The following is a 19,642-nucleotide window of genomic DNA, read 5'->3' as shown; positions in this document are numbered from 1 at the left end:
AGCACAGGCGGCGGGGCCCGGCGGGCCCCGCCGCACCCGTCTCAGCCCAGGTGCAGCCGGACCGCGTCGGCGAGGCGCTGGCAGACGTCCTGGGCCTGCTCGTGGCCGACCGCCTCGACCATCACCCGCACCAGCGGCTCGGTGCCGGACTTGCGCAGCAGCACCCGGCCGGTGGCGCCGAGTTCGGCCTCGGCGGCGGCGACCGCGGCCTGGAGCTCGACGCAGGACTCGACCCGGTTCTTGTCCACGCCCTTGACGTTGATCAGGACCTGCGGCAGCCGGGTCATCACCGCGGCCAGGTCGGCCATCGGCTGCTTGGTGGCGGCCAGCCGGGCGCCCAGCATCAGGCCGGTCAGGGTGCCGTCGCCGGTGGTGGCGTGGTCGAGCAGGATGACGTGCCCGGACTGCTCGCCGCCGAGCGCGTAGCCGTGCTGCTTCATCTCCTCCAGCACGTACCGGTCGCCGACCGCGGTCTGCACCAGCTCGATGCCCTCGCGCTCCATCGCCAGCTTGAAGCCCAGGTTGGACATCACGGTGGCGACCGCGGTGTTGCGGCGCAGCGTGCCGGCCTCCTTCATGGCGACCGCGAGGACGGCGATGATCTGGTCGCCGTCGACCTCGTTGCCGTCGGCGTCGGCGGCCAGGCAGCGGTCGGCGTCGCCGTCCAGGGCGATGCCCAGGTCGGCCTTGTGCTCCTTCATCGCGGCGCGCAGCTTGTCCAGGTGGGTGGAGCCGACGCCGTCGTTGATGTTCAGGCCGGTCGGCTCGGTGCCCAGGGTGTGCACCACCTCGGCGCCGGCCCGGGCGAACGCCTCGGGGGCGACCCGGGCGGCCGCGCCGTGCGCGCCGTCGATGACGACCTTCACGCCGTCGAGCCGGTTGGGCAGCACCGCGACCAGGTGCGCCACGTACCGGTCGAAGCCCTCGTTGTACTGGCGGACCCGGCCCACCGCGGCACCGGTCGGGCGGTGCCAGGTCTCGTCGCCGACGCCGTAGCGGCGGTAGTGCTCCTCGATCGCGTCCTCGATCGCGTCGTCCAGCTTGTGGCCGCCGCGGGCGAGGAACTTGATGCCGTTGTCGGGCATCGCGTTGTGGCTGGCGGAGAGCATCACGCCGAAGTCGGCGCCGAGCGCGCCGGTCAGGTAGGCGACCGCGGGGGTGGGCAGCACGCCGACCCGCAGCACGTCGACGCCGGCGCTGGCCAGGCCGGCGATCACGGCGGCCTCCAGGAACTCTCCGGACGCCCGCGGGTCCCGGCCGACCACGGCCACCGGCCGGTGGCCCTCGAACGCGCCCGCGTCGCCGAGCACGTGGGCGGCGGCCACCGACAGGCCCAGGGCCAGTTCCGCGGTGAGGCCCTCGTTGGCCACCCCGCGCACTCCGTCGGTACCGAAGAGTCGTGTCATGTTCGCGTTCGTCCGTCCTGTCGCGCCTGTGCTTGGCTCGGGTGGTGCCGCCCCCGCGGACTCCGCACCGGTCCGGGAGGCACAACGCCCCGGAGCACGGGAGTGCTCCGGGGCGAGGATCGCATGAAGGGTGCGATTAGCGCTTGCTGTACTGCGGCGCCTTGCGGGCCTTCTTCAGACCGGCCTTCTTGCGCTCGACGGCGCGCGAGTCGCGGGTCAGGAAGCCGGCCTTCTTGAGCGGGCCGCGGTTGTTGTCCACGTCCGCCTCGTTCAGCGCACGGGCCACGCCGAGGCGCAGCGCGTAGGCCTGACCGGAGACGCCGCCGCCGGCGATGCGGGCGATGACGTCGTAACGGCCGTCCAGCTCGAGGAGCTTGAAGGGCTCGTTCACGGTCTGCTGGTGCACCTTGTTGGGGAAGTAGTTCTCCAGGGTGCGACCGTTGATCTTCCACTGGCCGGTGCCGGGGACGATGCGCACGCGGGCGATCGCCTCCTTGCGGCGGCCGAGGCCGGCGCCGGGGACGGCCTCGCCGAAGCGGCCGGCCAGCGACTCGGTGGTGTACTCGGTCTCGGTGGTGTACTCGTCGACGTTCTCGTCGTCGAAGTCGACCTCGAGGGTGCTCTCGATGGCAGTCTCGGCCACGGTGTTCCTCAGCTCTTCTACGTCAGTCGGGGTGCGGGTGGCCGGAATTACTGCGCGACCTGGGTGATCTCGAACGGCACCGGCTGCTGCGCAGCGTGCGGGTGCTGGTCGCCCGAGTAGACCTTCAGCTTCGAGAGCATCTGACGGCCCAGGCTGTTCTTCGGAACCATGCCCTTGATGGCCTTCTCGACGGCCTTCTCCGGGTTGTTCGCGAGCAGGTCGTCGTAGCGGACCGAGCGGAGGCCGCCCGGGAAGCCGCTGTGGCGGTAGGCCAGCTTCTGGGTCTTCTTGTTGCCCGAGAGGTGCACCTTGTCGGCGTTGATGATGATGACGAAGTCACCAGTGTCAACGTGCGGCGCGTAGATCGCCTTGTGCTTGCCCCGCAGGAGGTTGGCGGCCTGGGAGGCCAGGCGGCCGAGCACGACGTCGGTCGCGTCGATGACGTGCCACTGACGCTGGACGTCGCCGGGCTTGGGGCTGTACGTACGCACGGTCGTAGCCTTCGCTTTTCAGTGAGTGGGTCCTGACAGGAGCACCAAGGCCCGGGGCCTCCAGCCGATCCGCCCGGACGCAATTCGGGCAGCCGCTGGAGTTCGGCCTGTCGTCTCCGGCGTACCGACCTCTCACGTGAGATAGAGCGAGCCAATACGCACAACAGCGGCCAACGATACCGGGCCGGTGGGGCGGATTCCAAACCGGCCCGGCAGCGCGGGTTCCGGAGCCGCGGATCAGCGGTCCCGGACCACCCGGGCCTCGTCCCAGACCGGCTCCGGGGACTCGTAGACCCGGCCGTCCGAGCCGAACACCAGGAAGCGGTCGAAGCTGCGGGCGAACCAGCGGTCGTGGGTGACGCACAGCACGGTGCCCTCGAACGCCTCCAGGCCCTGCTGGAGCGCCTCGGCGCTCTCCAGGTCCAGGTTGTCGGTCGGCTCGTCGAGCAGCAGCGCGGTCGAGCCGGACAGCTCCAGCTTGAGGATCATCAGCCGGGCCTGCTGGCCGCCGGAGAGCGACTCGAACTTCTGCTCCTCCTGCCGGTCCAGCTCGTAGCGGCGCAGCGCGGACATCGCCGCCCCGCGGGAGAGCGCGTGCTCCTCCTCGACGATCGAGCGCACCGTCCGGCCGAGCAGCTCCGGGTGCGCGTGGGTCTGCCGGAAGTGGCCGGGGACGACCCGGGCGCCGAGCTTCCAGCTGCCGCCGTGCTCCACCGACCCGTCGCCCGCCAGCAGCCGCAGGAAGTGCGACTTGCCGGAGCCGTTGGAGCCCAGCACCGCGACCCGCTCGCCGTAGTAGACCTCCAGGTCGAACGGCTTCATCAGGCCGGACAGCTCCAGGCCCTGCAGGGTGAACGCCCGCACGCCGGTGCGGCCGCCCTTGAGCCGCATGGTGATCGACTGCTCGCGCGGCGGCTCCTCCGGCCGGCCGGCCTCCTCGAACTTCTTCAGCCGGGTCTGCGCGGCGGCGTAGCGGGTCGCCAGGGCGTGGCTGACCGAGGCCGCCTGCCGCAGGTTGACCACCAGCTTCTTCAGCTTGGCGTGCTCCTCGTCCCAGCGACGGCCGAGCTCCTCGAAGCGCGCGAAGCGGTCCTGGCGGGCCTGGTGGAAGGACTCGAAGCCGCCGCCGTGCACCCAGACGCTGGAGCCGGCCGCGCCGGACTCCACCGCGATGATCTTCTCGGCGGTGCGGGAGAGCAGCTCGCGGTCGTGCGAGATGTACAGCACGGTCTTGGAGGTGGCCCGGATCGCCTCCTCCAGCCAGCGCTTGCCCGGCACGTCCAGGTAGTTGTCCGGCTCGTCCAGCAGCAGCACCTCGTCGGGGCCGCGCAGCAGGGCCTCCAGGACGAGGCGCTTCTGCTCGCCGCCGGAGAGGGTGTTCAGGCCGCGCCACTGCGCCCGGTCGAAGGGCATGCCGAGCGCGGCCGTGGTGCACACGTCCCAGTCGGCCTCGTACTCGTAGCCGCCGGCGTCCGACCAGTCGGACAGCGCCTGGGCGTAGGCCATCTGCGACTTCTCGTCGTCCTGCGCGATCATCGCCAGCTCGGCGGCGTCCACCGCGCGGGCCGCGTCGGCGATCCGCTTCGGGGCGACGGAGACCAGCAGGTCGCGCACCGAGGCGTCGGCGGGCAGCGCGCCCGGGGCGTCCTCGGCGCTCTCCCGGCCGGTGGTGCCGACGAACTGGCGCATCACGCCCAGGCCGCCGGTGACCGTCACCGAGCCGCCGTGCGGCTGGGTGTCGCCCGCGATCATCCGCAGCAGCGTGGTCTTGCCCGCGCCGTTCGCGCCGACCAGCGCGACGGCCGCGCCCTCGCCGACCCGGAAGGACGCGTCGTCGAACAGCACCCGCCCGTCCGGCAGGTAGTACTCAAGGTGCGAAATCTCGACGTGTCCCATGCCACGGAATTGTGCCAAGCCCCCACCCCGCGACAAAACGGATTACCCGGCCGGTTCGCCCGGCGTCCGCGCGGCGGCGCCCCCGGTCGCGTCCCCGACGGCGCCCCCGGCGGCGTTCCCGGCCGGTTCGCCCAGCGTCCGCAGTCGGCGCGAGACGCGGTTGCGCTCCGCGAGCAGTTCGTCGGCCGGGTAGCCGACCTCCTCCAGGGTCAGCCCGTGCGGCCGGATCACGTTGACCGCGGAGTTGCGCACCCCGCCGGCCAGCACCTCGCCCGGGAACCCCACCGGCCGGTGCCCGTCGCCGACCAGCAGCATCGCCCCGACCAGGGCGCGCACCATGTTGTGGCAGAAGGCGTCCGCCCGCACCGTGGCCACCGCCAGCGAGCCCTCCTGGGCCGCGTACGGGTCGATCGGCACCCGGTCCCAGCGCAGCTCCAGCAGGGTGCGGATGGTGGTCGCGCCCTCGCGCTTCTTGCAGTACGCCGCGAAGTCGTGCTCGCCGACCAGCAGCGCCGCCGCCTCGTTCATCCGCTCCAGGTCCAGCGGCCGGTCGTGCCAGAGGACGTGGCCGCGCAGCAGCGGGTCGACCCCGCCGGGGTGGTCGGCCACCCGGTACGCGTAGCGCCGCCAGACCGCCGCGAACCGGGCGTCGAAGCCGTGCGGCGCCTCGGCGACCCGGTACACCCGGACGTCGGCCGGCAGCCGGCCGGCCAGCCGGCGCAGCAGCTTGGCGCCGTGCTGGGCCCACAGCCCGTCGGGGAGGTCGACGTGGGCGACCTGGCCGCGGGCGTGCACCCCGGCGTCGGTGCGGCCGGCCACGGTCAGCGGGAAGTTCTCCTCGCTGCGCAGCACGATCCGCAGCGCGTCCTCCAACTCGCCCTGCACGGTGCGCCGTTCGCGCTGCCGGGCCCAGCCGGAGAACTCCGCGCCGTGGTAGGCGAGGTCCAGCCGGACCCGGGTGTGCCCGTCCGCCGGGCCGTCCTTCACCGGCGGCAGCTCGGCGCAGTCGTTCACCACTCCAACTCCCCTGTCTGACAAGCGGAAAGCGAACGGGCCCGCTCCCCCGACGAGCGGGAGGGCGGGCCCGGACGAAGACCTACCGGGAGGCTCAGGCCTCGGTGGTCTCGGCGGCCTCGTCGGCCTTGGTCTCCTCGGCCTCGGCGGCCTTGGTCTCGGCGGCCTTGGTCTCGGCCTCCTTGACGGAGCGCTTGGTGGCGGCCTCGGCCTCGGCGACGGTCGCCTTGGTGGCGATCTCGCCCTCGACCAGCTCGATCACGGCCATCGGCGCGTTGTCGCCGCGGCGACCGCCGATCTTGGTGATGCGGGTGTAGCCGCCGGGGCGGTTCTCGAACCGCGGGGCGATCTCGGTGAAGAGGGTGTGCAGGACCGACACGTCGGTGATGGTCTTGCGCACCAGGCGACGGTTGTGGATGTCGCCCTTCTTCGCCTTGGTGATCAGCTTCTCCGCCAGCGGGCGCAGGCGGCGGGCCTTGGCCTCGGTGGTGGTGATGCGGCCGTACTGGAACAGCTCGCGGGCCAGGCCGGCCAGCAGCAGCGGCTCGTGGTGCGGGCCGCCGCCGAGGCGGGCGCCCTTGGTGGGACGGGGCATGACTTAGCTCCTCGAATCTCCGACCGCGGCCGTACCAGGTACCGCGGCGGGCGTGCGGACACCGCGTCCGCACGACTTTCTCGCGCCACCGGAGGCGGTCCTCAGCGGACCGCCTCCGGTGCCGAAACTCAGTACTGCTCGGTCTCCGCGTAGCCCTGGTCGTCCAGGTCGTCGGCGCCGAAGGCGTCGGCGGCGGCGGTCGGGTCGAACCCGGGCGGGCTGTCCTTGAGGGCCAGGCCCATGCCGGCCAGCTTCGCCTTGACCTCGTCGATCGACTTCGCACCGAAGTTGCGGATGTCGAGCAGGTCGGCCTCCGAGCGGGCGACGAGCTCACCCACGGTGTGGATGCCCTCGCGCTTGAGGCAGTTGTAGGAGCGGACGGTGAGTTCCAGCTCCTCGATCGGCAGCGCCAGGTCCGCGGCCAGGGCGGCGTCCGTCGGGGACGGGCCCATGTCGATGCCCTCGGCGTCGACGTTCAGCTCGCGGGCCAGGCCGAACAGCTCGACCAGGGTCTTGCCGGCCGAGGCCATCGCGTCGCGCGGACGCATGGCCGGCTTGGTCTCGACGTCGACGATCAGCTTGTCGAAGTCGGTGCGCTGCTCGACACGGGTCGCCTCAACCTTGTAGGTGACCTTGAGCACCGGGCTGTAGATGGAGTCGACCGGGATGCGGCCGATCTCCTGGCCCGAGGCCTTGTTCTGCACGGCGGAGACGTAGCCGCGACCGCGCTCGACGGTCAGCTCCATCTCCAGCTTGCCCTTGCCGTTCAGGGTGGCGAGGACCAGCTCGGGGTTGTGCACCTCGACACCGGCCGGGGGCGCGATGTCGGCGGCGGTGACCACACCCGGGCCCTGCTTGCGCAGGTACATCACGACCGGCTCGTCGTGCTCCGAGGAGACGACCAGCTGCTTGATGTTCAGGATGAGGTCGGTGACGTCCTCCTTGACGCCCGGCACGGTGGTGAACTCGTGCAGGACACCGTCGATCCGGATGCTGGTGACGGCGGCACCGGGGATCGAGGAGAGGAGCGTGCGGCGGAGCGAGTTGCCGAGGGTGTAGCCGAAGCCCGGCTCGAGCGGCTCGATCACGAACCGCGAGCGGAACTCGTCGACGACCTCTTCGGTCAGCGACGGACGCTGAGCGATCAGCATGTTCTGGATCCTCCAGTTGTCTTCGGCACCCACTATTTGATGCCGACAGAACTCAAGCGTACGGGGTCCCGCGAAGAACGGGACCCCGTACCAGGTTTAAAACACCGACCGCCTGGTGACCCCAGGCGTCGCGTCAGACGCGGCGGCGCTTCGGCGGACGGCAGCCGTTGTGCGGGGTGGGGGTGACGTCCTGGATCGAGCCCACCTCCAGGCCGGTGGCCTGGAGCGAGCGGATCGCGGTCTCACGGCCGGAGCCCGGACCCTTGACGAAGACGTCGACCTTGCGCATGCCGTGCTCCTGCGCGCGACGGGCAGCGGCCTCGGCGGCCATCTGCGCGGCGAACGGGGTGGACTTGCGCGAGCCCTTGAAACCGACGTGGCCGGCCGAGGCCCAGGAGATCACGTTGCCCGAGGGGTCGGTGATCGAAACGATGGTGTTGTTGAACGTGCTCTTGATGTGAGCGTGCCCGTGGGCGACGTTCTTCTTCTCCTTGCGGCGGATCTTCTTCGCGCCGGCAGCCTGACGACCCTTGGGGGGCATAAGTCTGTTCTCCTACTGAGGTGGTCGGTCCGCTGACCCGCGGGCCGGAGGGATGTCCGGTGACGGGACGGACTACTTCTTGCCCGGCTTCTTCTTGCCGGCGATCGCGCGACGCGGGCCCTTGCGGGTACGCGCGTTGGTGTGGGTGCGCTGGCCGCGGACGGGCAGACCGCGACGGTGGCGCAGGCCCTCGTAGCAGCCGATCTCGACCTTGCGGCGGATGTCGGCGGCGACCTGGCGGCGGAGGTCACCCTCGACCTCGAAGTTCGCGTCCACGAACTTCTGCAGCTTGACGAGGTCGTCCTCGCTGATGTCGCGGACGCGGATGTCACCGCTCACGCCGGTCTCGGCGAGCGCCTGCTGGGCGCGGGTCTTGCCGATGCCGTAGACGTAGGTGAGGGCGATCTCGATCCGCTTCTCGCGGGGGAGATCAACGCCGGAAAGGCGTGCCATTCAAGGCTCCTGTGGTTCTTTTCAGAGGTCTGACGTGCCGCCTACTCGCTGTCTCTCGACAGGGAGCCCCGGCCTCTGACCGGGGGTGGCAGTCCGTCCATCGGACGGATCGGGCGGCCCGCGTATGACGTTGGTGCGCGTCGCGCGAAGGTCCTACGAGAAATGCTGGGGGGGTGGCGTCAGCCCTGGCGCTGCTTGTGGCGCAGGTTGTCGCAGATCACCATGACCCGGCCGTGGCGGCGGATCACCTTGCACTTGTCGCAGATCTTCTTGACGCTCGGCTTGACCTTCATGATTCAGGTTCTCCGGGGTCTAGATCTGGCGGTTGTTACTTGTAGCGGTAGACGATCCGGCCGCGGGTCAGGTCGTAGGGGCTGAGCTCCACCACGACCCGGTCATCCGGGAGGATGCGGATGTAGTGCATGCGCATCTTGCCGCTGATGTGCGCGAGGACCTTGTGACCGTTCTGCAGCTCGACCTTGAACATCGCGTTCGGAAGAGACTCGATCACGGTGCCCTCGATCTCAATGGCGCCTTGCTTCTTAGCCATGAACTGCGAGATCCACCCTTCGGGTCCGGCTACCGTATGCGGAACGCTCGTGCGAACCAGGCTTCACCTCCGCCCGGGGGATTCCCCTGGGCTGAGGGCGTGCGGGAACACGCTACGAGAGAGCCGACGCACCATCGTAAACCAAGCACCGCGCCGGAGCGAAATCAGCGCCCGGCGGCGCCGCGCACCGGCTCAGCGCTTCGCGGCGACCTGGACCGGGACGGCCGGCTCGACCACGGCGGTGCACGCCGAGCAGCGGCGGGCCGCCTCCGGGATCTCGGTCAGGCACTCGGGGCAGGGGCGCTTGGGCACCGAGGGCTTCTTCGGCAGGTACCGGGCGGTGGCCTTGGAGACCGGCAGCACCACACAGAAGTACAGCACCGCGGCGGTCAGCACGAACGCGATCAGCACGTTCAGGAACTGGCCGTACGGGAAGATGACGCCCGCGACGTGGAACTTGTAGGCGCTGAAGTCGCCGGCCGCGCCGACCACCACGCCGAGCACCGGGGTCAGGAACGCGCTGACGAAGCCGGTCACCACGCCGGTGAACGCGGCACCGATGACCACACCGACGGCCATGTCGATGACGTTGCCGCGCATCATGAAGTCGCGGAAGCCCTTGAGCACTGTCTTCTCTCCCCTGGGGTTGCTGCGGGTGTCAGCTGACGAAAATAGGACAAGGGGCCCGGAGGACCAAACCCCCGGGCCCCGATCCGGCCGCGGTGAGAGAAGTCCCTCAGCCCGGCGCGCCCGCACCCGTCCGCTCCCCCGCCGGGGCGCTCAGCCCAGCGGGTCCGGCGCCGCGGTGACGCCCAGCTTGGCCAGCTCGGCCCTGCCGCCGTCGAAGGCGGTCAGCACCAGCGGGCCCTGCTCGGTGACGGCCACCGAGTGCTCCCAGTGCGAGGCCCAGGTGCCGTCGGTGGTGACGACCGTCCAGTCGTCCTCCAGCACCGCGGTGTGCGGGGTGCCCAGCGAGACCATCGGCTCGATCGCCAGCACCGTGCCGGGCACCAGCTTCATGCCCTTGCCGCGGCCCGCGACGTAGTTCAGCACGTGCGGCTCCATGTGCATCGCGGTGCCGATGCCGTGGCCGCCGTAGCCCTCGGTGATGCCCCACTTGCCCTTGGGCGGCAGCGGCTGGCGGCGGATGAAGCCCTCGATCGCCCGGGAGACGTCGACCAGCCGGTTGCCCTTCTTCATCTGGGCGATGCCGGCCCACATCGAGCCCTCGGTGACCTTCGACAGCATCACGTTCTCGGCGGCGGTCCCGCCGACCGCGACGGTGATCGCCGCGTCGCCGTGCCAGCCGTCCAGGATCGCGCCGCAGTCGATCGAGATCAGGTCGCCGGCCTTCAGCACCCGCTCGCCGGGGATGCCGTGCACGACCTCCTCGTTCACCGAGGCGCAGATCACGCCCGGGAACCAGAGACCGCCGTGGTCGGCGCGGAAGTTGGAGGTGGCGCCGTGCTTGGCGATGACCGCGTCGGCGACCTCGTTCAGCTCGCCGGTGGTCACCCCCGGGGCGACCGCCTCGCGGCAGGCCTTCAGCGCCTCGGCGACGACCAGCCCGGCCGCCCGCATCTTGGCGATCTGCTCGGGGGTCTTGATCTCCACCATCTGGTCCACGCCTTCCACGTTCTGAATTCGGACTGCCCTCCACCGTACGACGCACGAGACGGCCGGGCCGCCCGCTTCGGGGCGACCCGGCCGTCTCACGCGGCGCCGTGCGGCGTCAGGCGCTCTTCTTCTGCTCCAGGGCGGCGACCGCGCGCTCGGTCACCTCGTCCACCTTGCCGAGGGCGGGGATGGTGACCAGCAGGCCCTGCTCCTGGTAGTAGCCGATGATCGGCTCGGTCTTGGAGTGGTACTCCTCCAGCCGGACCCGCACGGCCTCCTCGGTGTCGTCCGAGCGCTGGTACAGCTCGCCGCCGCACTCGTCGCAGACGCCCTCGGTCTTCGGCGGGTTGTACACCACGTGGAACACGTGGGAGCCGTCGTTGCGGCACAGCCGGCGGCCGGCGATCCGCTTGACGACCTCGTCCTCGGAGACCTCCAGGTCCAGCACGCCGTCCAGCGCGATGCCCTGCTCGGCCAGGAAGGCGTCGAGCGCCTCCGCCTGGCCCAGGTTGCGCGGGAAGCCGTCCAGCAGGAAGCCCTTGGCGGCGTCCGGCTGGAGCATGCGGTCCTTGGCCATCCCGATGGTGACCTCGTCGGGCACCAGGCGCCCGGCGTCCATGTAGGACTTCGCCTCGACACCCAGGGGGGTGCCCTGGCTGATGTTGGCACGGAACAGGTCACCGGTGGAGATGTGGGGAATGGACAGGGTCTTGGCCAGGACGTGCGCCTGAGTACCCTTCCCGGCCCCGGGGGGTCCGACGAGGACGATTCGCATCAGCGGAGGAACCCTTCGTAATTGCGCTGCTGGAGTTGGCTCTCGATCTGCTTCACAGTTTCGAGTCCGACACCGACGACGATGAGCACGGAGGTGCCGCCGAACGGGAAGTTGGTCTGCTGTCCGAAGGCGACCAGGGCGACCATCGGGATCAACGCGATGAGGCCCAGGTAGAGGGAACCCGGCCACGTGATGCGGGTGAGCACGTAGTTCAGGTACTCGGCCGTCGGTCGGCCGGCCCGGATGCCCGGGATGAACCCACCATACTTCTTCATGTTGTCCGCAACTTCTTCGGGGTTGAAGGAGATCGCGACGTAGAAGAAGGCGAAGAAGACGATCAGCACGAAGTAGGTCGCCATGTAGACCGGGTGGTCGCCCTTGACGAAGTGGTTCCGGATCCAGACCGCCCAGCCCGACTGGGAGTTGGTCAGCTGCACCACCAGCGCCGGGATGTACAGCAGCGAGGAGGCGAAGATGACCGGGATCACGCCCGCCTGGTTGACCTTCAGCGGGATGTAGGTCGAGGTGCCGCCGAAGGACCGGCGGCCCACCATCCGCTTCGCGTACTGCACCGGGATCCGGCGCTGGGCCTGCTCGACGAAGATGACCAGGCAGACCACGATGATGCCGACCGCGATGACCGAGGCGAACTCGCCCCAGCCGTCCAGCAGCTTGCCGGACTGCTTGATCGCCCACATCGAGCCGGGGAAGCCCGCCGCGATCGAGGTGAAGATCAGGATCGACATGCCGTTGCCGATGCCGCGGTCGGTGATCAGCTCGCCCAGCCACATGATCACGGTGGTGCCGGCGGTCATGATGATGACCATGGTGGCGATCCGGAAGATCGACTGGTCCGGCACGATGTTGTTGCCCTCGGCGCAGCCGGAGAACAGCGCGCCGCTGGAGGCGGTCGCCAGGATGCCGGTGCCCTGGAGCACGGCGAGGGCGATCGTCAGGTAGCGGGTGTACTGGGTGATCTTCGCGGTGCCGGCCTGCCCCTCCTTCTTCAGGGCCTCCAGCCGCGGGATGACCACGGTGAGGAGCTGCAGGATGATGCTGGCCGTGATGTACGGCATGATGCCGAGCGCGAAGATGGTCAGCTGTAGCAGCGCGTTGCCGCTGAACAGGTTGACCAGCCCGAACAGGCCTTCCTTCTGCCCGTTGACGCACGCGTGGACGGCCTGGAAGTTGATTCCGGGCATGGGGACGTGGGCGCCCAGCCGGAACAGCACCATGATGCCCAGCGTGAACAGCAGCTTCTTGCGCAGGTCGGGCGTCTGGAACGCCCGCGCGAACGCACTGAGCACGGTGCCTCCTGCGCCTCCCGCGCGTCGTCGGCGGAAGGGTCGGTCCTGATGTGGGGAAAGGGAACTTCACGGACTCTAACAGTGCCCGGGTCCCGGAAAGAAGCGCGTGCGGCCGCTCCCCCACTCACGGGGTACGGCTTGCCCGGGTTTGACACACAAATACGGAGCAGCGGCTCCGGCCGGAACGGCACCGGGCCCCGGCCCCCCTTTCGCAAGAGGGGCGCGGGGCCCGGTGTCGTTCCGTGCGTCGGATCTACCGCGTCAGAGCAGTTCGGTGACCGAACCGCCGGCCGCGGCGATCTTCTCGGCCGCGGAGCCGGAGACGGCGTCGACCGTCACCTGCAGCGCCACCGCGATGTCGCCCTGGCCGAGGACCTTGACGAGCTCGTTCTTGCGAACGGCGCCCTTCGCGATCAGGTCGGCCACGGTGACCTCGCCACCGTTCGGGTAGAGCTCGGCCAGCTTGTCCAGGTTCACGACCTGGAACTGCTTGTGGGCCGGGTTCTTGAAGCCCTTCAGCTTCGGCAGGCGCATGTGGAGCGGCATCTGGCCACCCTCGAAGCGCTGCGGAACCTGGTAGCGGGCCTTGGTGCCCTTGGTACCACGACCTGCAGTCTTGCCCTTGGAGCCCTCACCGCGACCAACACGGATCTTGTCCTTCTTGGCACCCGGGGCGGGCTTCAGGTTGTGGAGCTTGATCGGCGAGTCCGTCATGATCAGTCCACCTCCTCGACCGTGACGAGGTGGCGAACGGTGTGGACCATGCCGCGGATCTCCGGGCGGTCCTCCTTCACCACGGTGTCGTTCAGCCGCTTCAGGCCGAGCGAACGCAGGGTGTCACGGTGGTTCTGCTTGCTACCGATGTACGACTTGGTCTGGGTGACCTTCAGGCGAGCCATCAGGCGCTCACCCCAGCCGCACGGGCCCGGAGCAGCGCGGCCGGGGCCACGTCCTCCAGGGGCAGGCCACGGCGGGCGGCGATCTCCTCGGGGCGCACGAGGCCCTTCAGAGCGGCCACGGTGGCGTGCACGATGTTGATCGCGTTGTCCGAGCCGAGCGACTTCGACAGGATGTCGTGAACGCCGGCGCACTCCAGGACGGCACGCACCGGGCCACCGGCGATGACGCCGGTACCGGGGGACGCCGGCTTCAGCAGCACGACGCCGGCGGCCTTCTCGCCCTGGATCGGGTGCGGGATGGTGCCCTGGATACGGGGGACCTTGAAGAAGTTCTTCTTGGCCTCCTCAACACCCTTGGCGATGGCGGCCGGAACCTCCTTCGCCTTGCCGTAACCGACACCCACGGTGCCGTCACCGTCGCCCACCACGACCAGCGCGGTGAAGCTGAAACGACGACCACCCTTGACAACCTTGGCGACACGGTTGATCGCGACGACGCGCTCGACGTAAGCGGTCTTCTCGGCGACGGGGGCGCCGCCCCGGTCGTCACGCTTGCGGTCGCGCCGCTCGCCACCGGTGCCGCCGCCGGCGCCGCTACCGCGGCGCTGGGGTCCAGCCATTGGAATTACCTCTCTCGTTTACGTCCGTCGACAGGGTCGACGAGCGGCTTAGAAGTCGAGCCCGGACTCGCGGGCCGCGTCCGCCAGGGCGGCGATGCGGCCGGCGTACCGGTTGCCCGCGCGGTCGAAGACGACCGACTCGACGCCGGCGGCCTTGGCGCGCTCGGCGACCAGGCTTCCGACCTTCTTGGCCAGCTCGGTCTTGTCGCCCTCGGTGCCCTTGATGGACACGTCGAGGGTGGACGCCGACGCCAGGGTGTGACCCTTGGCGTCGTCGATGACCTGGGCGACCATGTGGCGGTTCGAACGCGTCACGACGAGGCGCGGACGCACCTCGGTGCCGACGACGCGCTTGCGAACGCGAATGGCGCGGCGCTTGCGGGCGGCGTTCTTGTAGGCGTTGCCCTTGCCGATCTTGACAGAGACGCTCATCGCTTACTTACCACTCTTTCCGACCTTGCGGCGGATGACCTCGCCCGCGTACTTGACGCCCTTGGCCTTGTACGGGTCGGGCTTGCGCAGCTTGCGGATCTTCGCGGCGACCTCGCCGACCTTCTGCTTGTCGGTGCCGTCCACGTGGAACTTGGTGGGCGTCTCGACGACGAAGGAGATCCCCTCCGGCGCGGTGACCAGGATGGGGTGGCTGTAGCCCAGCGCGAACTCCATGTCGGAGCCCTTCGCCGTGACTCGGTAGCCGACGCCGCTGATCTCCAGCGACTTCCGGTAGCCCGCGGTCACGCCGGTGATCATGTTCGCCACCAGCGTGCGCGACAGGCCGTGCAGGGCCTTCGACTGACGCTCGTCGTTGGGGCGGGTGACGAGCAGCGTGCCGTCCTCGCCCTTGCCGATCTCGATCGGCGCGGCGACGACGTGGGTGAGCGAACCCTTGGGGCCCTTCACCGAGACCGTCTGGCCGTCGATGGTGACGTCCACACCAGCGGGAACCTGGATGGGCAGCCGTCCAATGCGCGACATTGCTGTACCTCCGTTTCCCGAATTACCAGACGTAGGCGAGAACTTCTCCGCCTACGCCCTTCTTGGCGGCCTGCTTGTCGGTGAGGAGGCCGGAGGACGTGGAGATGATCGCCACGCCCAGGCCGCCGAGCACCTTCGGCAGGTTGGTGGACTTTGCGTACACACGCAGACCCGGCTTGCTGATGCGCTTGATGCCGGCGATGGAACGCTCGCGGTTGGGGCCGAACTTGAGCTCGATGGTCAGCTTCTTGCCGACCTCGTTCTCGGCGGGCTCCTCAACCTTGTAGGAGGAGATGTACCCCTCCTGCTGCAGGATCTCGGCGACGTGCGCCTTGATCTTGCTGGCCGGCATCGCCACGGAGTCGTGGTACGCCGAGTTCGCGTTACGCAGACGAGTGAGCATGTCTGCGATGGGGTCGGTCATGGTCATGGATGGCCTCAGGCCTCTCCCGCCGTGGTTTCTCCGCGCCAGGTCCCCCTCCGCGCACTCGCTGGAGTGCGAAAGGGGCACAAGCGCAGGGGACCTGCGACGTAGTAAGACTGGGTGTGTGCGGACCCTCGGATGAGGGCCGCGGATCGCCCCGGAGGGGACGCCGCAGCAGGGGCCCGACCCCAACACCTTACGGGATCCCCTCCGGGAACCCAAAAGCGTCGAGGTCGGGCACGCTACTCGCCGATGTCAGAACGACCGGTAGTGACTACCAGGAGCTCTTGGTCACGCCCGGCAGCTCGCCGCGGTGCGCCATCTCACGGAGGCACACGCGGCAGAGGCCGAACTTGCGGTACACCGAGTGCGGACGGCCGCAGCGCTGGCACCGGGTGTACGCCCGGACGCCGAACTTCGGCTTGCGCTCGGACTTAGCGATCAGGGCCTTCTTCGCCATGGCTCACGCCTCCTTGAACGGGAAGCCCAGAGCGCGCAGGAGCGCCCGGCCCTCATCGTCGGTCTGAGCGGTGGTCACGACGGTGATGTCCATACCGCGCTGACGGTCGACCTTGTCCTGGTCGATCTCGTGGAACATGACCTGCTCGGTCAGACCGAAGGTGTAGTTGCCACGGCCGTCGAACTGCTTGGGCGAGAGGCCGCGGAAGTCACGGATACGCGGCAGCGCCAGCGACACCAGACGGTCCACGAACTCCCACATGCGGTCACCGCGGAGGGTGACGTGGGCGCCGATCGGCTGACCCTCGCGCAGCTTGAACTGCGCGATGGACTTGCGGGCCTTGGTGACGGCCGGCTTCTGACCGGTGATCGCGGTCAGGTCCTTGATGGCACCCTCGATCAGCTTGCTGTCACGGGCGGCTTCGCCGACACCCATGTTGACCACGACCTTGACCAGGCCGGGGATCAGCATGACGTTCTCGTACGAGAACTGCTCGTGCAGCTGACCCTTGACCTCGGAGAGGTACTTCTCCTTGAGGCGGGGGGTCACCTTCTCAACAGTCGTCTCAGACATCAGATGTCCTCACCGGTCCGCTTGGCAACGCGGATCTTGTTGCCCTGGTCGTCAAAGCGGTAGCCGACGCGGGTGACGACCTTCTTGCCGTCCTTCTCCACGACCAGCTGGACGTTGGAGACGTGCACCGGGGCCTCGACGGTCACGATGCCACCCTGGGTGCCGGGGCCCGGCTTGGTGTGCTTCTTGACCCGGTTGACACCCTCGACCAGGACCTTGTTCTCGGCGGGGATGGCCTGGATGACCTTGCCCTGCTTGCCCTTGTCCTTGCCGGTGATGACCTGGACCAGGTCACCCTTCTTGATCTTCATGCTGTTCGCCATGGGTCAGAGCACCTCCGGCGCCAGCGAGATGATCTTCATGAACTTCTTGTCACGCAGCTCGCGGCCCACCGGGCCGAAGATGCGGGTACCGCGGGGGTCGCCATCGGTGTTCTTGAGAACCACAGCGGCGTTCTCGTCGAAGCGGATGTACGAACCGTCCGGACGGCGGCGCTCCTTGACGGTGCGAACGACGACGCACTTGACGACGTCGCCCTTCTTCACCGAACCGCCGGGGATCGCGTCCTTGACGGTGGCGACGATGACGTCCCCGATACCGGCGTAGCGGCGACCGGAGCCACCGAGAACGCGGATGCAGAGAATCTCCTTGGCACCCGTGTTGTCGGCGACGCGCAGTCGCGACTCCTGCTGGATCACAGCTTTCTCCTGATCGTCAACAAGTGTTGACGGGCCGGCCGCTGCTCACACCCGCGCCCCTGGGGGCCTGGTGCACATACGGCCGTACCGCGAACAACCTTGTTACTTGGCCTTCTCGAGGATCTCGACGACGCGCCAGCGCTTCGTCGCGGACAGCGGCCGGGTCTCCATCAGGAGGACACGGTCGCCGACACCGCACGCGTTCTGCTCGTCGTGCGCCTTCAGCTTGTTGGTACGGCGGATGACCTTGCCGTACAGCGCGTGCTTGACGCGGTCCTCGACGGCGACGACGACGGTCTTGTCCATCTTGTCGCTGACGACGAGACCCTCACGGGTCTTGCGGAAGCCGCGCGTCTCGTTGGTGTTCTCAGTCATCAGGCGTTCTCCACCGTCTCGATGCCCAGCTCGCGCTCGCGCATCAGGGTGTAGATCCGCGCGATGTCCTTACGGACCAGCCGGAGCCGTCCGTGGTTGTCGAGCTGCCCGGTCGCCGCCTGGAAGCGGAGGTTGAACAGCTCCTCCTTGGCCTCACGGAGCTTGGCAACGAGGCCCTCGTTGTCCAGTTCGCGAAGCTCAGCAGCCTTGGTAGCGGCCGACATCAGCTCTCACCGTCCTCGCGCCGAACGATCCGGCACTTCATCGGAAGCTTGTGCGCGGCACGGGTGAGCGCCTCGCGAGCAATCTTCTCGTTCGGGTACGACAGTTCGAACATGACCCGACCCGGGTGCACGTTCGCGATCCACCACTCCGGCGAACCCTTACCGGAACCCATGCGGGTCTCGGCCGGCTTCTTGGTGAGCGGGCGGTCCGGGTAGATGTTGATCCAGACCTTGCCGCCACGACGGATGTGACGGGTGATCGCGATACGAGCGGACTCGATCTGGCGGTTCGTCACGTAGGCCGGGGTCACGGCCTGGATGCCGAACTGGCCGAACGCCAGCTCGGTGCCACCCTTGGCCGCGCCGCGGCGCTTCGGGTGGTGCTGCTTGCGGTGCTTGACCCGACGGGGGATCAGCATTGCGGTCAGGCCTCCGTTCCGGTGTTCTCAGCGGCGGCCGGAGCCTCCACCGCGGCGGCCGGGGCCTGGGCCTCGGCAGCGGCGGGACGACGGCCACGGCCACCGCGCTCGCCACCACGGCCACCGCGCTCGCCACCGCGGGCGGGACGGCCGCCCTCGGGACGGGCCGGGCGGTTGCCGGAGCGGGCGGCGGCGTTCTCAGCGCGGACCTCGGCGATGTTCTTGACGTCGCCCTTGTAGATCCAGACCTTCACGCCGATGCGGCCGAAGGTGGTCTTGGCCTCGAAGAAGCCGTAGTCGACGTTCGCGCGCAGGGTGTGCAGCGGCACACGGCCCTCGCGGTAGAACTCCGAACGGCTCATCTCGGCGCCGCCGAGACGACCGGAGCACTGGACCTTGATGCCCTTGGCGCCGGCCTTCATGGTCGACTGCATGCTCTTGCGCATGGCGCGACGGAAGGAGACGCGGGAGGACAGCTGCTCCGCGACGCCCTGGGCCACGAGCTGGGCGTCCATCTCGGGGTTGCGGACCTCGAGGATGTTCAGCTGGACCTGCTTGCCGGTCAGCTTCTCCAGCTTGCCGCGGATCTTGTCGGCCTCCGTGCCACGGCGGCCGATCACGATGCCCGGGCGGGCGGTGTGGATGTCCACGCGGACGCGGTCACGGGTGCGCTCGATCTCCACCTTCGAGATGCCGGCGCGCTCCATGCCCTGCGTCATGAGACGCCGGATGGCGACGTCTTCCTTGACGTAGTCCTTGTACAGCTTGTCGGCGTACCAGCGGGACTTGAAGTCCGTGCTGATGCCGAGGCGGAACCCGTGCGGGTTAACCTTCTGGCCCATTACCGGGTCCCTTCCTTGCTGCTGACGACCACGGTGATGTGGCTGGTCCGCTTGCGGATCCGGTAGGCACGGCCCTGGGCACGCGGACGGAACCGCTTCAGGGTCGGACCCTCGTCAACGTACGCCTCGGAGATGTAGAGGTCGTCCACGTTGGAGTGGTTGTAGTTGTGCGCGGCGTTGGCGATGGCGCTGTTGAGCACCTTGCCGACCGGCACGGTGGCGGCCTGCGGAGCGAAACGCAGGACCGCCTGGGCCTCCGTGGCCGGCAGGCCACGGATGAGGTCCACCACGCGGCGGGCCTTCATGGGCGTGACGCGGATGTACCGCGCCTGGGCCCTGGCTTCCATGGTTGTCCCCTTAATGGAGTAAGTCACTTTGTCGTTCTGGCGCTACAGCTCGGAAGCGATTAGCGACGCTTCGACTTGCGGTCTTCCTTCACGTGCCCCTTGAAGGTGCGCGTGGGAGCGAACTCGCCGAGCTTGTGGCCGACCATCGACTCGGTGACGAACACCGGGACGTGCTTGCGGCCATCGTGAACCGCGATCGTGTGGCCGAGCATGGCCGGCGAGATCACGGAACGACGGGACCAGGTCTTGATGACGTTCTGCGTGCCCGCCTCGTTCTGCACGTCCACCTTCTTCTGAAGGTGGTCGTCGATGAAGGGGCCCTTCTTGAGACTGCGCGGCATCTGACC

General features: G+C 68.9%; 31 protein-coding genes. All 31 read right to left on the bottom strand.

The features are described 5' to 3' along the window. Positions 1 to 41: 41 nt before the first annotated feature. A complete protein-coding gene (gene glmM, locus ACIQVD_RS21915) occupies positions 42 to 1,406 on the bottom strand; it encodes a phosphoglucosamine mutase (RefSeq protein ID WP_400687276.1) in 1,365 nt (454 codons plus the stop codon). Between the two features lie 136 nt (positions 1,407 to 1,542). Beyond that, positions 1,543 to 2,049 (bottom strand): 30S ribosomal protein S9, encoded by a 507-nt coding sequence (gene rpsI, locus ACIQVD_RS21910; RefSeq protein ID WP_033213973.1) that lies wholly within the window; start codon positions 2,047 to 2,049, stop codon positions 1,543 to 1,545. A 47-nt stretch (positions 2,050 to 2,096) separates the two neighbouring features. Further along, entirely contained in the window at positions 2,097 to 2,540 is a 444-nt protein-coding gene (gene rplM / locus ACIQVD_RS21905) for a 50S ribosomal protein L13 (protein WP_014136251.1), read from the bottom strand. A gap of 237 nt (positions 2,541 to 2,777) precedes the next feature. Next, entirely contained in the window at positions 2,778 to 4,436 is a 1,659-nt protein-coding gene (locus ACIQVD_RS21900) for an ABC-F family ATP-binding cassette domain-containing protein (RefSeq protein ID WP_402291209.1), read from the bottom strand. 42 nt (positions 4,437 to 4,478) lie between these two features. Then, a complete protein-coding gene (truA, locus tag ACIQVD_RS21895; protein ID WP_400687281.1) occupies positions 4,479 to 5,453 on the bottom strand; it encodes a tRNA pseudouridine(38-40) synthase TruA in 975 nt (324 codons plus the stop codon). Between the two features lie 91 nt (positions 5,454 to 5,544). After that, on the bottom strand, positions 5,545 to 6,045 hold the full coding sequence (rplQ, locus tag ACIQVD_RS21890; RefSeq protein ID WP_100837840.1) for a 50S ribosomal protein L17: 501 nt from the start codon (positions 6,043 to 6,045) through the stop codon (positions 5,545 to 5,547). Between the two features lie 128 nt (positions 6,046 to 6,173). After that, positions 6,174 to 7,196: a DNA-directed RNA polymerase subunit alpha gene (locus tag ACIQVD_RS21885; RefSeq protein WP_030457404.1), complete on the bottom strand. Its 1,023-nt coding sequence runs from the start codon at positions 7,194 to 7,196 to the stop codon at positions 6,174 to 6,176. 133 nt (positions 7,197 to 7,329) lie between these two features. Further along, positions 7,330 to 7,737 carry a 30S ribosomal protein S11 gene (gene rpsK, locus ACIQVD_RS21880; protein ID WP_014136257.1) on the bottom strand — a complete coding sequence of 136 codons (408 nt, stop codon included), beginning with the start codon at positions 7,735 to 7,737 and terminating at the stop codon, positions 7,330 to 7,332. 72 nt (positions 7,738 to 7,809) lie between these two features. Continuing rightward, entirely contained in the window at positions 7,810 to 8,190 is a 381-nt protein-coding gene (gene rpsM, locus ACIQVD_RS21875) for a 30S ribosomal protein S13 (RefSeq protein ID WP_033250918.1), read from the bottom strand. Between the two features lie 179 nt (positions 8,191 to 8,369). Beyond that, complete coding sequence (gene rpmJ, locus ACIQVD_RS21870) at positions 8,370 to 8,483, bottom strand: 50S ribosomal protein L36 (RefSeq protein WP_003956441.1); 114 nt, start codon at positions 8,481 to 8,483, stop codon at positions 8,370 to 8,372. 35 nt (positions 8,484 to 8,518) lie between these two features. Continuing rightward, complete coding sequence (gene infA, locus ACIQVD_RS21865; protein ID WP_003956442.1) at positions 8,519 to 8,740, bottom strand: translation initiation factor IF-1; 222 nt, start codon at positions 8,738 to 8,740, stop codon at positions 8,519 to 8,521. Positions 8,741 to 8,932: 192 nt separating this feature from the next. Next, on the bottom strand, positions 8,933 to 9,367 hold the full coding sequence (mscL, locus tag ACIQVD_RS21860) for a large conductance mechanosensitive channel protein MscL (RefSeq protein WP_400687285.1): 435 nt from the start codon (positions 9,365 to 9,367) through the stop codon (positions 8,933 to 8,935). A gap of 153 nt (positions 9,368 to 9,520) precedes the next feature. Further along, the gene (gene map, locus ACIQVD_RS21855) at positions 9,521 to 10,357 is read right to left on the bottom strand and encodes a type I methionyl aminopeptidase (RefSeq protein WP_400687582.1); all 837 of its coding nucleotides are present in this window, start codon (positions 10,355 to 10,357) and stop codon (positions 9,521 to 9,523) included. A 115-nt stretch (positions 10,358 to 10,472) separates the two neighbouring features. Continuing rightward, positions 10,473 to 11,132, bottom strand: a complete 660-nt coding sequence (locus ACIQVD_RS21850; protein WP_400687287.1) for an adenylate kinase — start codon at positions 11,130 to 11,132, stop codon at positions 10,473 to 10,475. Beyond that, a complete protein-coding gene (secY, locus tag ACIQVD_RS21845; RefSeq protein WP_100837837.1) occupies positions 11,132 to 12,439 on the bottom strand; it encodes a preprotein translocase subunit SecY in 1,308 nt (435 codons plus the stop codon). Before secY ends, ACIQVD_RS21850 begins: the two co-directional genes overlap by 1 nt. Before the next feature lie 261 nt (positions 12,440 to 12,700). Next, positions 12,701 to 13,153, bottom strand: a complete 453-nt coding sequence (rplO, locus tag ACIQVD_RS21840; RefSeq protein WP_400687289.1) for a 50S ribosomal protein L15 — start codon at positions 13,151 to 13,153, stop codon at positions 12,701 to 12,703. 2 nt (positions 13,154 to 13,155) lie between these two features. Continuing rightward, complete coding sequence (rpmD, locus tag ACIQVD_RS21835) at positions 13,156 to 13,338, bottom strand: 50S ribosomal protein L30 (protein ID WP_014136270.1); 183 nt, start codon at positions 13,336 to 13,338, stop codon at positions 13,156 to 13,158. Continuing rightward, positions 13,338 to 13,958 carry a 30S ribosomal protein S5 gene (rpsE, locus tag ACIQVD_RS21830; protein WP_014136271.1) on the bottom strand — a complete coding sequence of 207 codons (621 nt, stop codon included), beginning with the start codon at positions 13,956 to 13,958 and terminating at the stop codon, positions 13,338 to 13,340. The genes rpmD and rpsE overlap by 1 nt, the downstream gene beginning before the upstream one ends. 48 nt (positions 13,959 to 14,006) lie before the next feature. Next, entirely contained in the window at positions 14,007 to 14,390 is a 384-nt protein-coding gene (gene rplR / locus ACIQVD_RS21825; RefSeq protein ID WP_014136272.1) for a 50S ribosomal protein L18, read from the bottom strand. A 3-nt stretch (positions 14,391 to 14,393) separates the two neighbouring features. Continuing rightward, entirely contained in the window at positions 14,394 to 14,933 is a 540-nt protein-coding gene (gene rplF / locus ACIQVD_RS21820) for a 50S ribosomal protein L6 (protein ID WP_100837835.1), read from the bottom strand. Positions 14,934 to 14,955: 22 nt separating this feature from the next. Then, the gene (rpsH, locus tag ACIQVD_RS21815; RefSeq protein ID WP_100837834.1) at positions 14,956 to 15,363 is read right to left on the bottom strand and encodes a 30S ribosomal protein S8; all 408 of its coding nucleotides are present in this window, start codon (positions 15,361 to 15,363) and stop codon (positions 14,956 to 14,958) included. Between the two features lie 268 nt (positions 15,364 to 15,631). Continuing rightward, on the bottom strand, positions 15,632 to 15,817 hold the full coding sequence (locus tag ACIQVD_RS21810) for a type Z 30S ribosomal protein S14 (RefSeq protein ID WP_008747480.1): 186 nt from the start codon (positions 15,815 to 15,817) through the stop codon (positions 15,632 to 15,634). 3 nt (positions 15,818 to 15,820) lie between these two features. After that, positions 15,821 to 16,390, bottom strand: coding sequence for a 50S ribosomal protein L5 (gene rplE / locus ACIQVD_RS21805; RefSeq protein WP_030457412.1), 570 nt, complete (start codon positions 16,388 to 16,390; stop codon positions 15,821 to 15,823). Beyond that, the gene (gene rplX / locus ACIQVD_RS21800) at positions 16,390 to 16,701 is read right to left on the bottom strand and encodes a 50S ribosomal protein L24 (RefSeq protein ID WP_033214113.1); all 312 of its coding nucleotides are present in this window, start codon (positions 16,699 to 16,701) and stop codon (positions 16,390 to 16,392) included. The genes rplE and rplX overlap by 1 nt, the downstream gene beginning before the upstream one ends. Before the next feature lie 15 nt (positions 16,702 to 16,716). Continuing rightward, positions 16,717 to 17,088, bottom strand: a complete 372-nt coding sequence (gene rplN / locus ACIQVD_RS21795; RefSeq protein WP_030300391.1) for a 50S ribosomal protein L14 — start codon at positions 17,086 to 17,088, stop codon at positions 16,717 to 16,719. A 102-nt stretch (positions 17,089 to 17,190) separates the two neighbouring features. Further along, on the bottom strand, positions 17,191 to 17,463 hold the full coding sequence (gene rpsQ / locus ACIQVD_RS21790) for a 30S ribosomal protein S17 (protein ID WP_014136278.1): 273 nt from the start codon (positions 17,461 to 17,463) through the stop codon (positions 17,191 to 17,193). After that, positions 17,463 to 17,687: a 50S ribosomal protein L29 gene (rpmC, locus tag ACIQVD_RS21785; RefSeq protein WP_014136279.1), complete on the bottom strand. Its 225-nt coding sequence runs from the start codon at positions 17,685 to 17,687 to the stop codon at positions 17,463 to 17,465. Before rpmC ends, rpsQ begins: the two co-directional genes overlap by 1 nt. Beyond that, positions 17,687 to 18,106 (bottom strand): 50S ribosomal protein L16, encoded by a 420-nt coding sequence (rplP, locus tag ACIQVD_RS21780; protein ID WP_030457415.1) that lies wholly within the window; start codon positions 18,104 to 18,106, stop codon positions 17,687 to 17,689. The genes rpmC and rplP overlap by 1 nt, the downstream gene beginning before the upstream one ends. Before the next feature lie 5 nt (positions 18,107 to 18,111). After that, positions 18,112 to 18,948 carry a 30S ribosomal protein S3 gene (gene rpsC, locus ACIQVD_RS21775; protein WP_100837833.1) on the bottom strand — a complete coding sequence of 279 codons (837 nt, stop codon included), beginning with the start codon at positions 18,946 to 18,948 and terminating at the stop codon, positions 18,112 to 18,114. Then, positions 18,948 to 19,295: a 50S ribosomal protein L22 gene (gene rplV, locus ACIQVD_RS21770; protein ID WP_014136282.1), complete on the bottom strand. Its 348-nt coding sequence runs from the start codon at positions 19,293 to 19,295 to the stop codon at positions 18,948 to 18,950. The genes rpsC and rplV overlap by 1 nt, the downstream gene beginning before the upstream one ends. A 59-nt stretch (positions 19,296 to 19,354) precedes the next feature. Beyond that, the gene (gene rpsS, locus ACIQVD_RS21765) at positions 19,355 to 19,636 is read right to left on the bottom strand and encodes a 30S ribosomal protein S19 (RefSeq protein ID WP_014136283.1); all 282 of its coding nucleotides are present in this window, start codon (positions 19,634 to 19,636) and stop codon (positions 19,355 to 19,357) included. Positions 19,637 to 19,642: the final 6 nt, after the last annotated feature.

Origin of the sequence: Kitasatospora sp. NPDC090308 (assembly GCF_044769485.1) — a bacterium.
Classification (GTDB): domain Bacteria; phylum Actinomycetota; class Actinomycetes; order Streptomycetales; family Streptomycetaceae; genus Kitasatospora; species Kitasatospora fiedleri.
The sequence above is the reverse complement of the archived record's forward strand: the minus strand, read 5'-3'. Positions and strand labels throughout refer to the sequence as shown.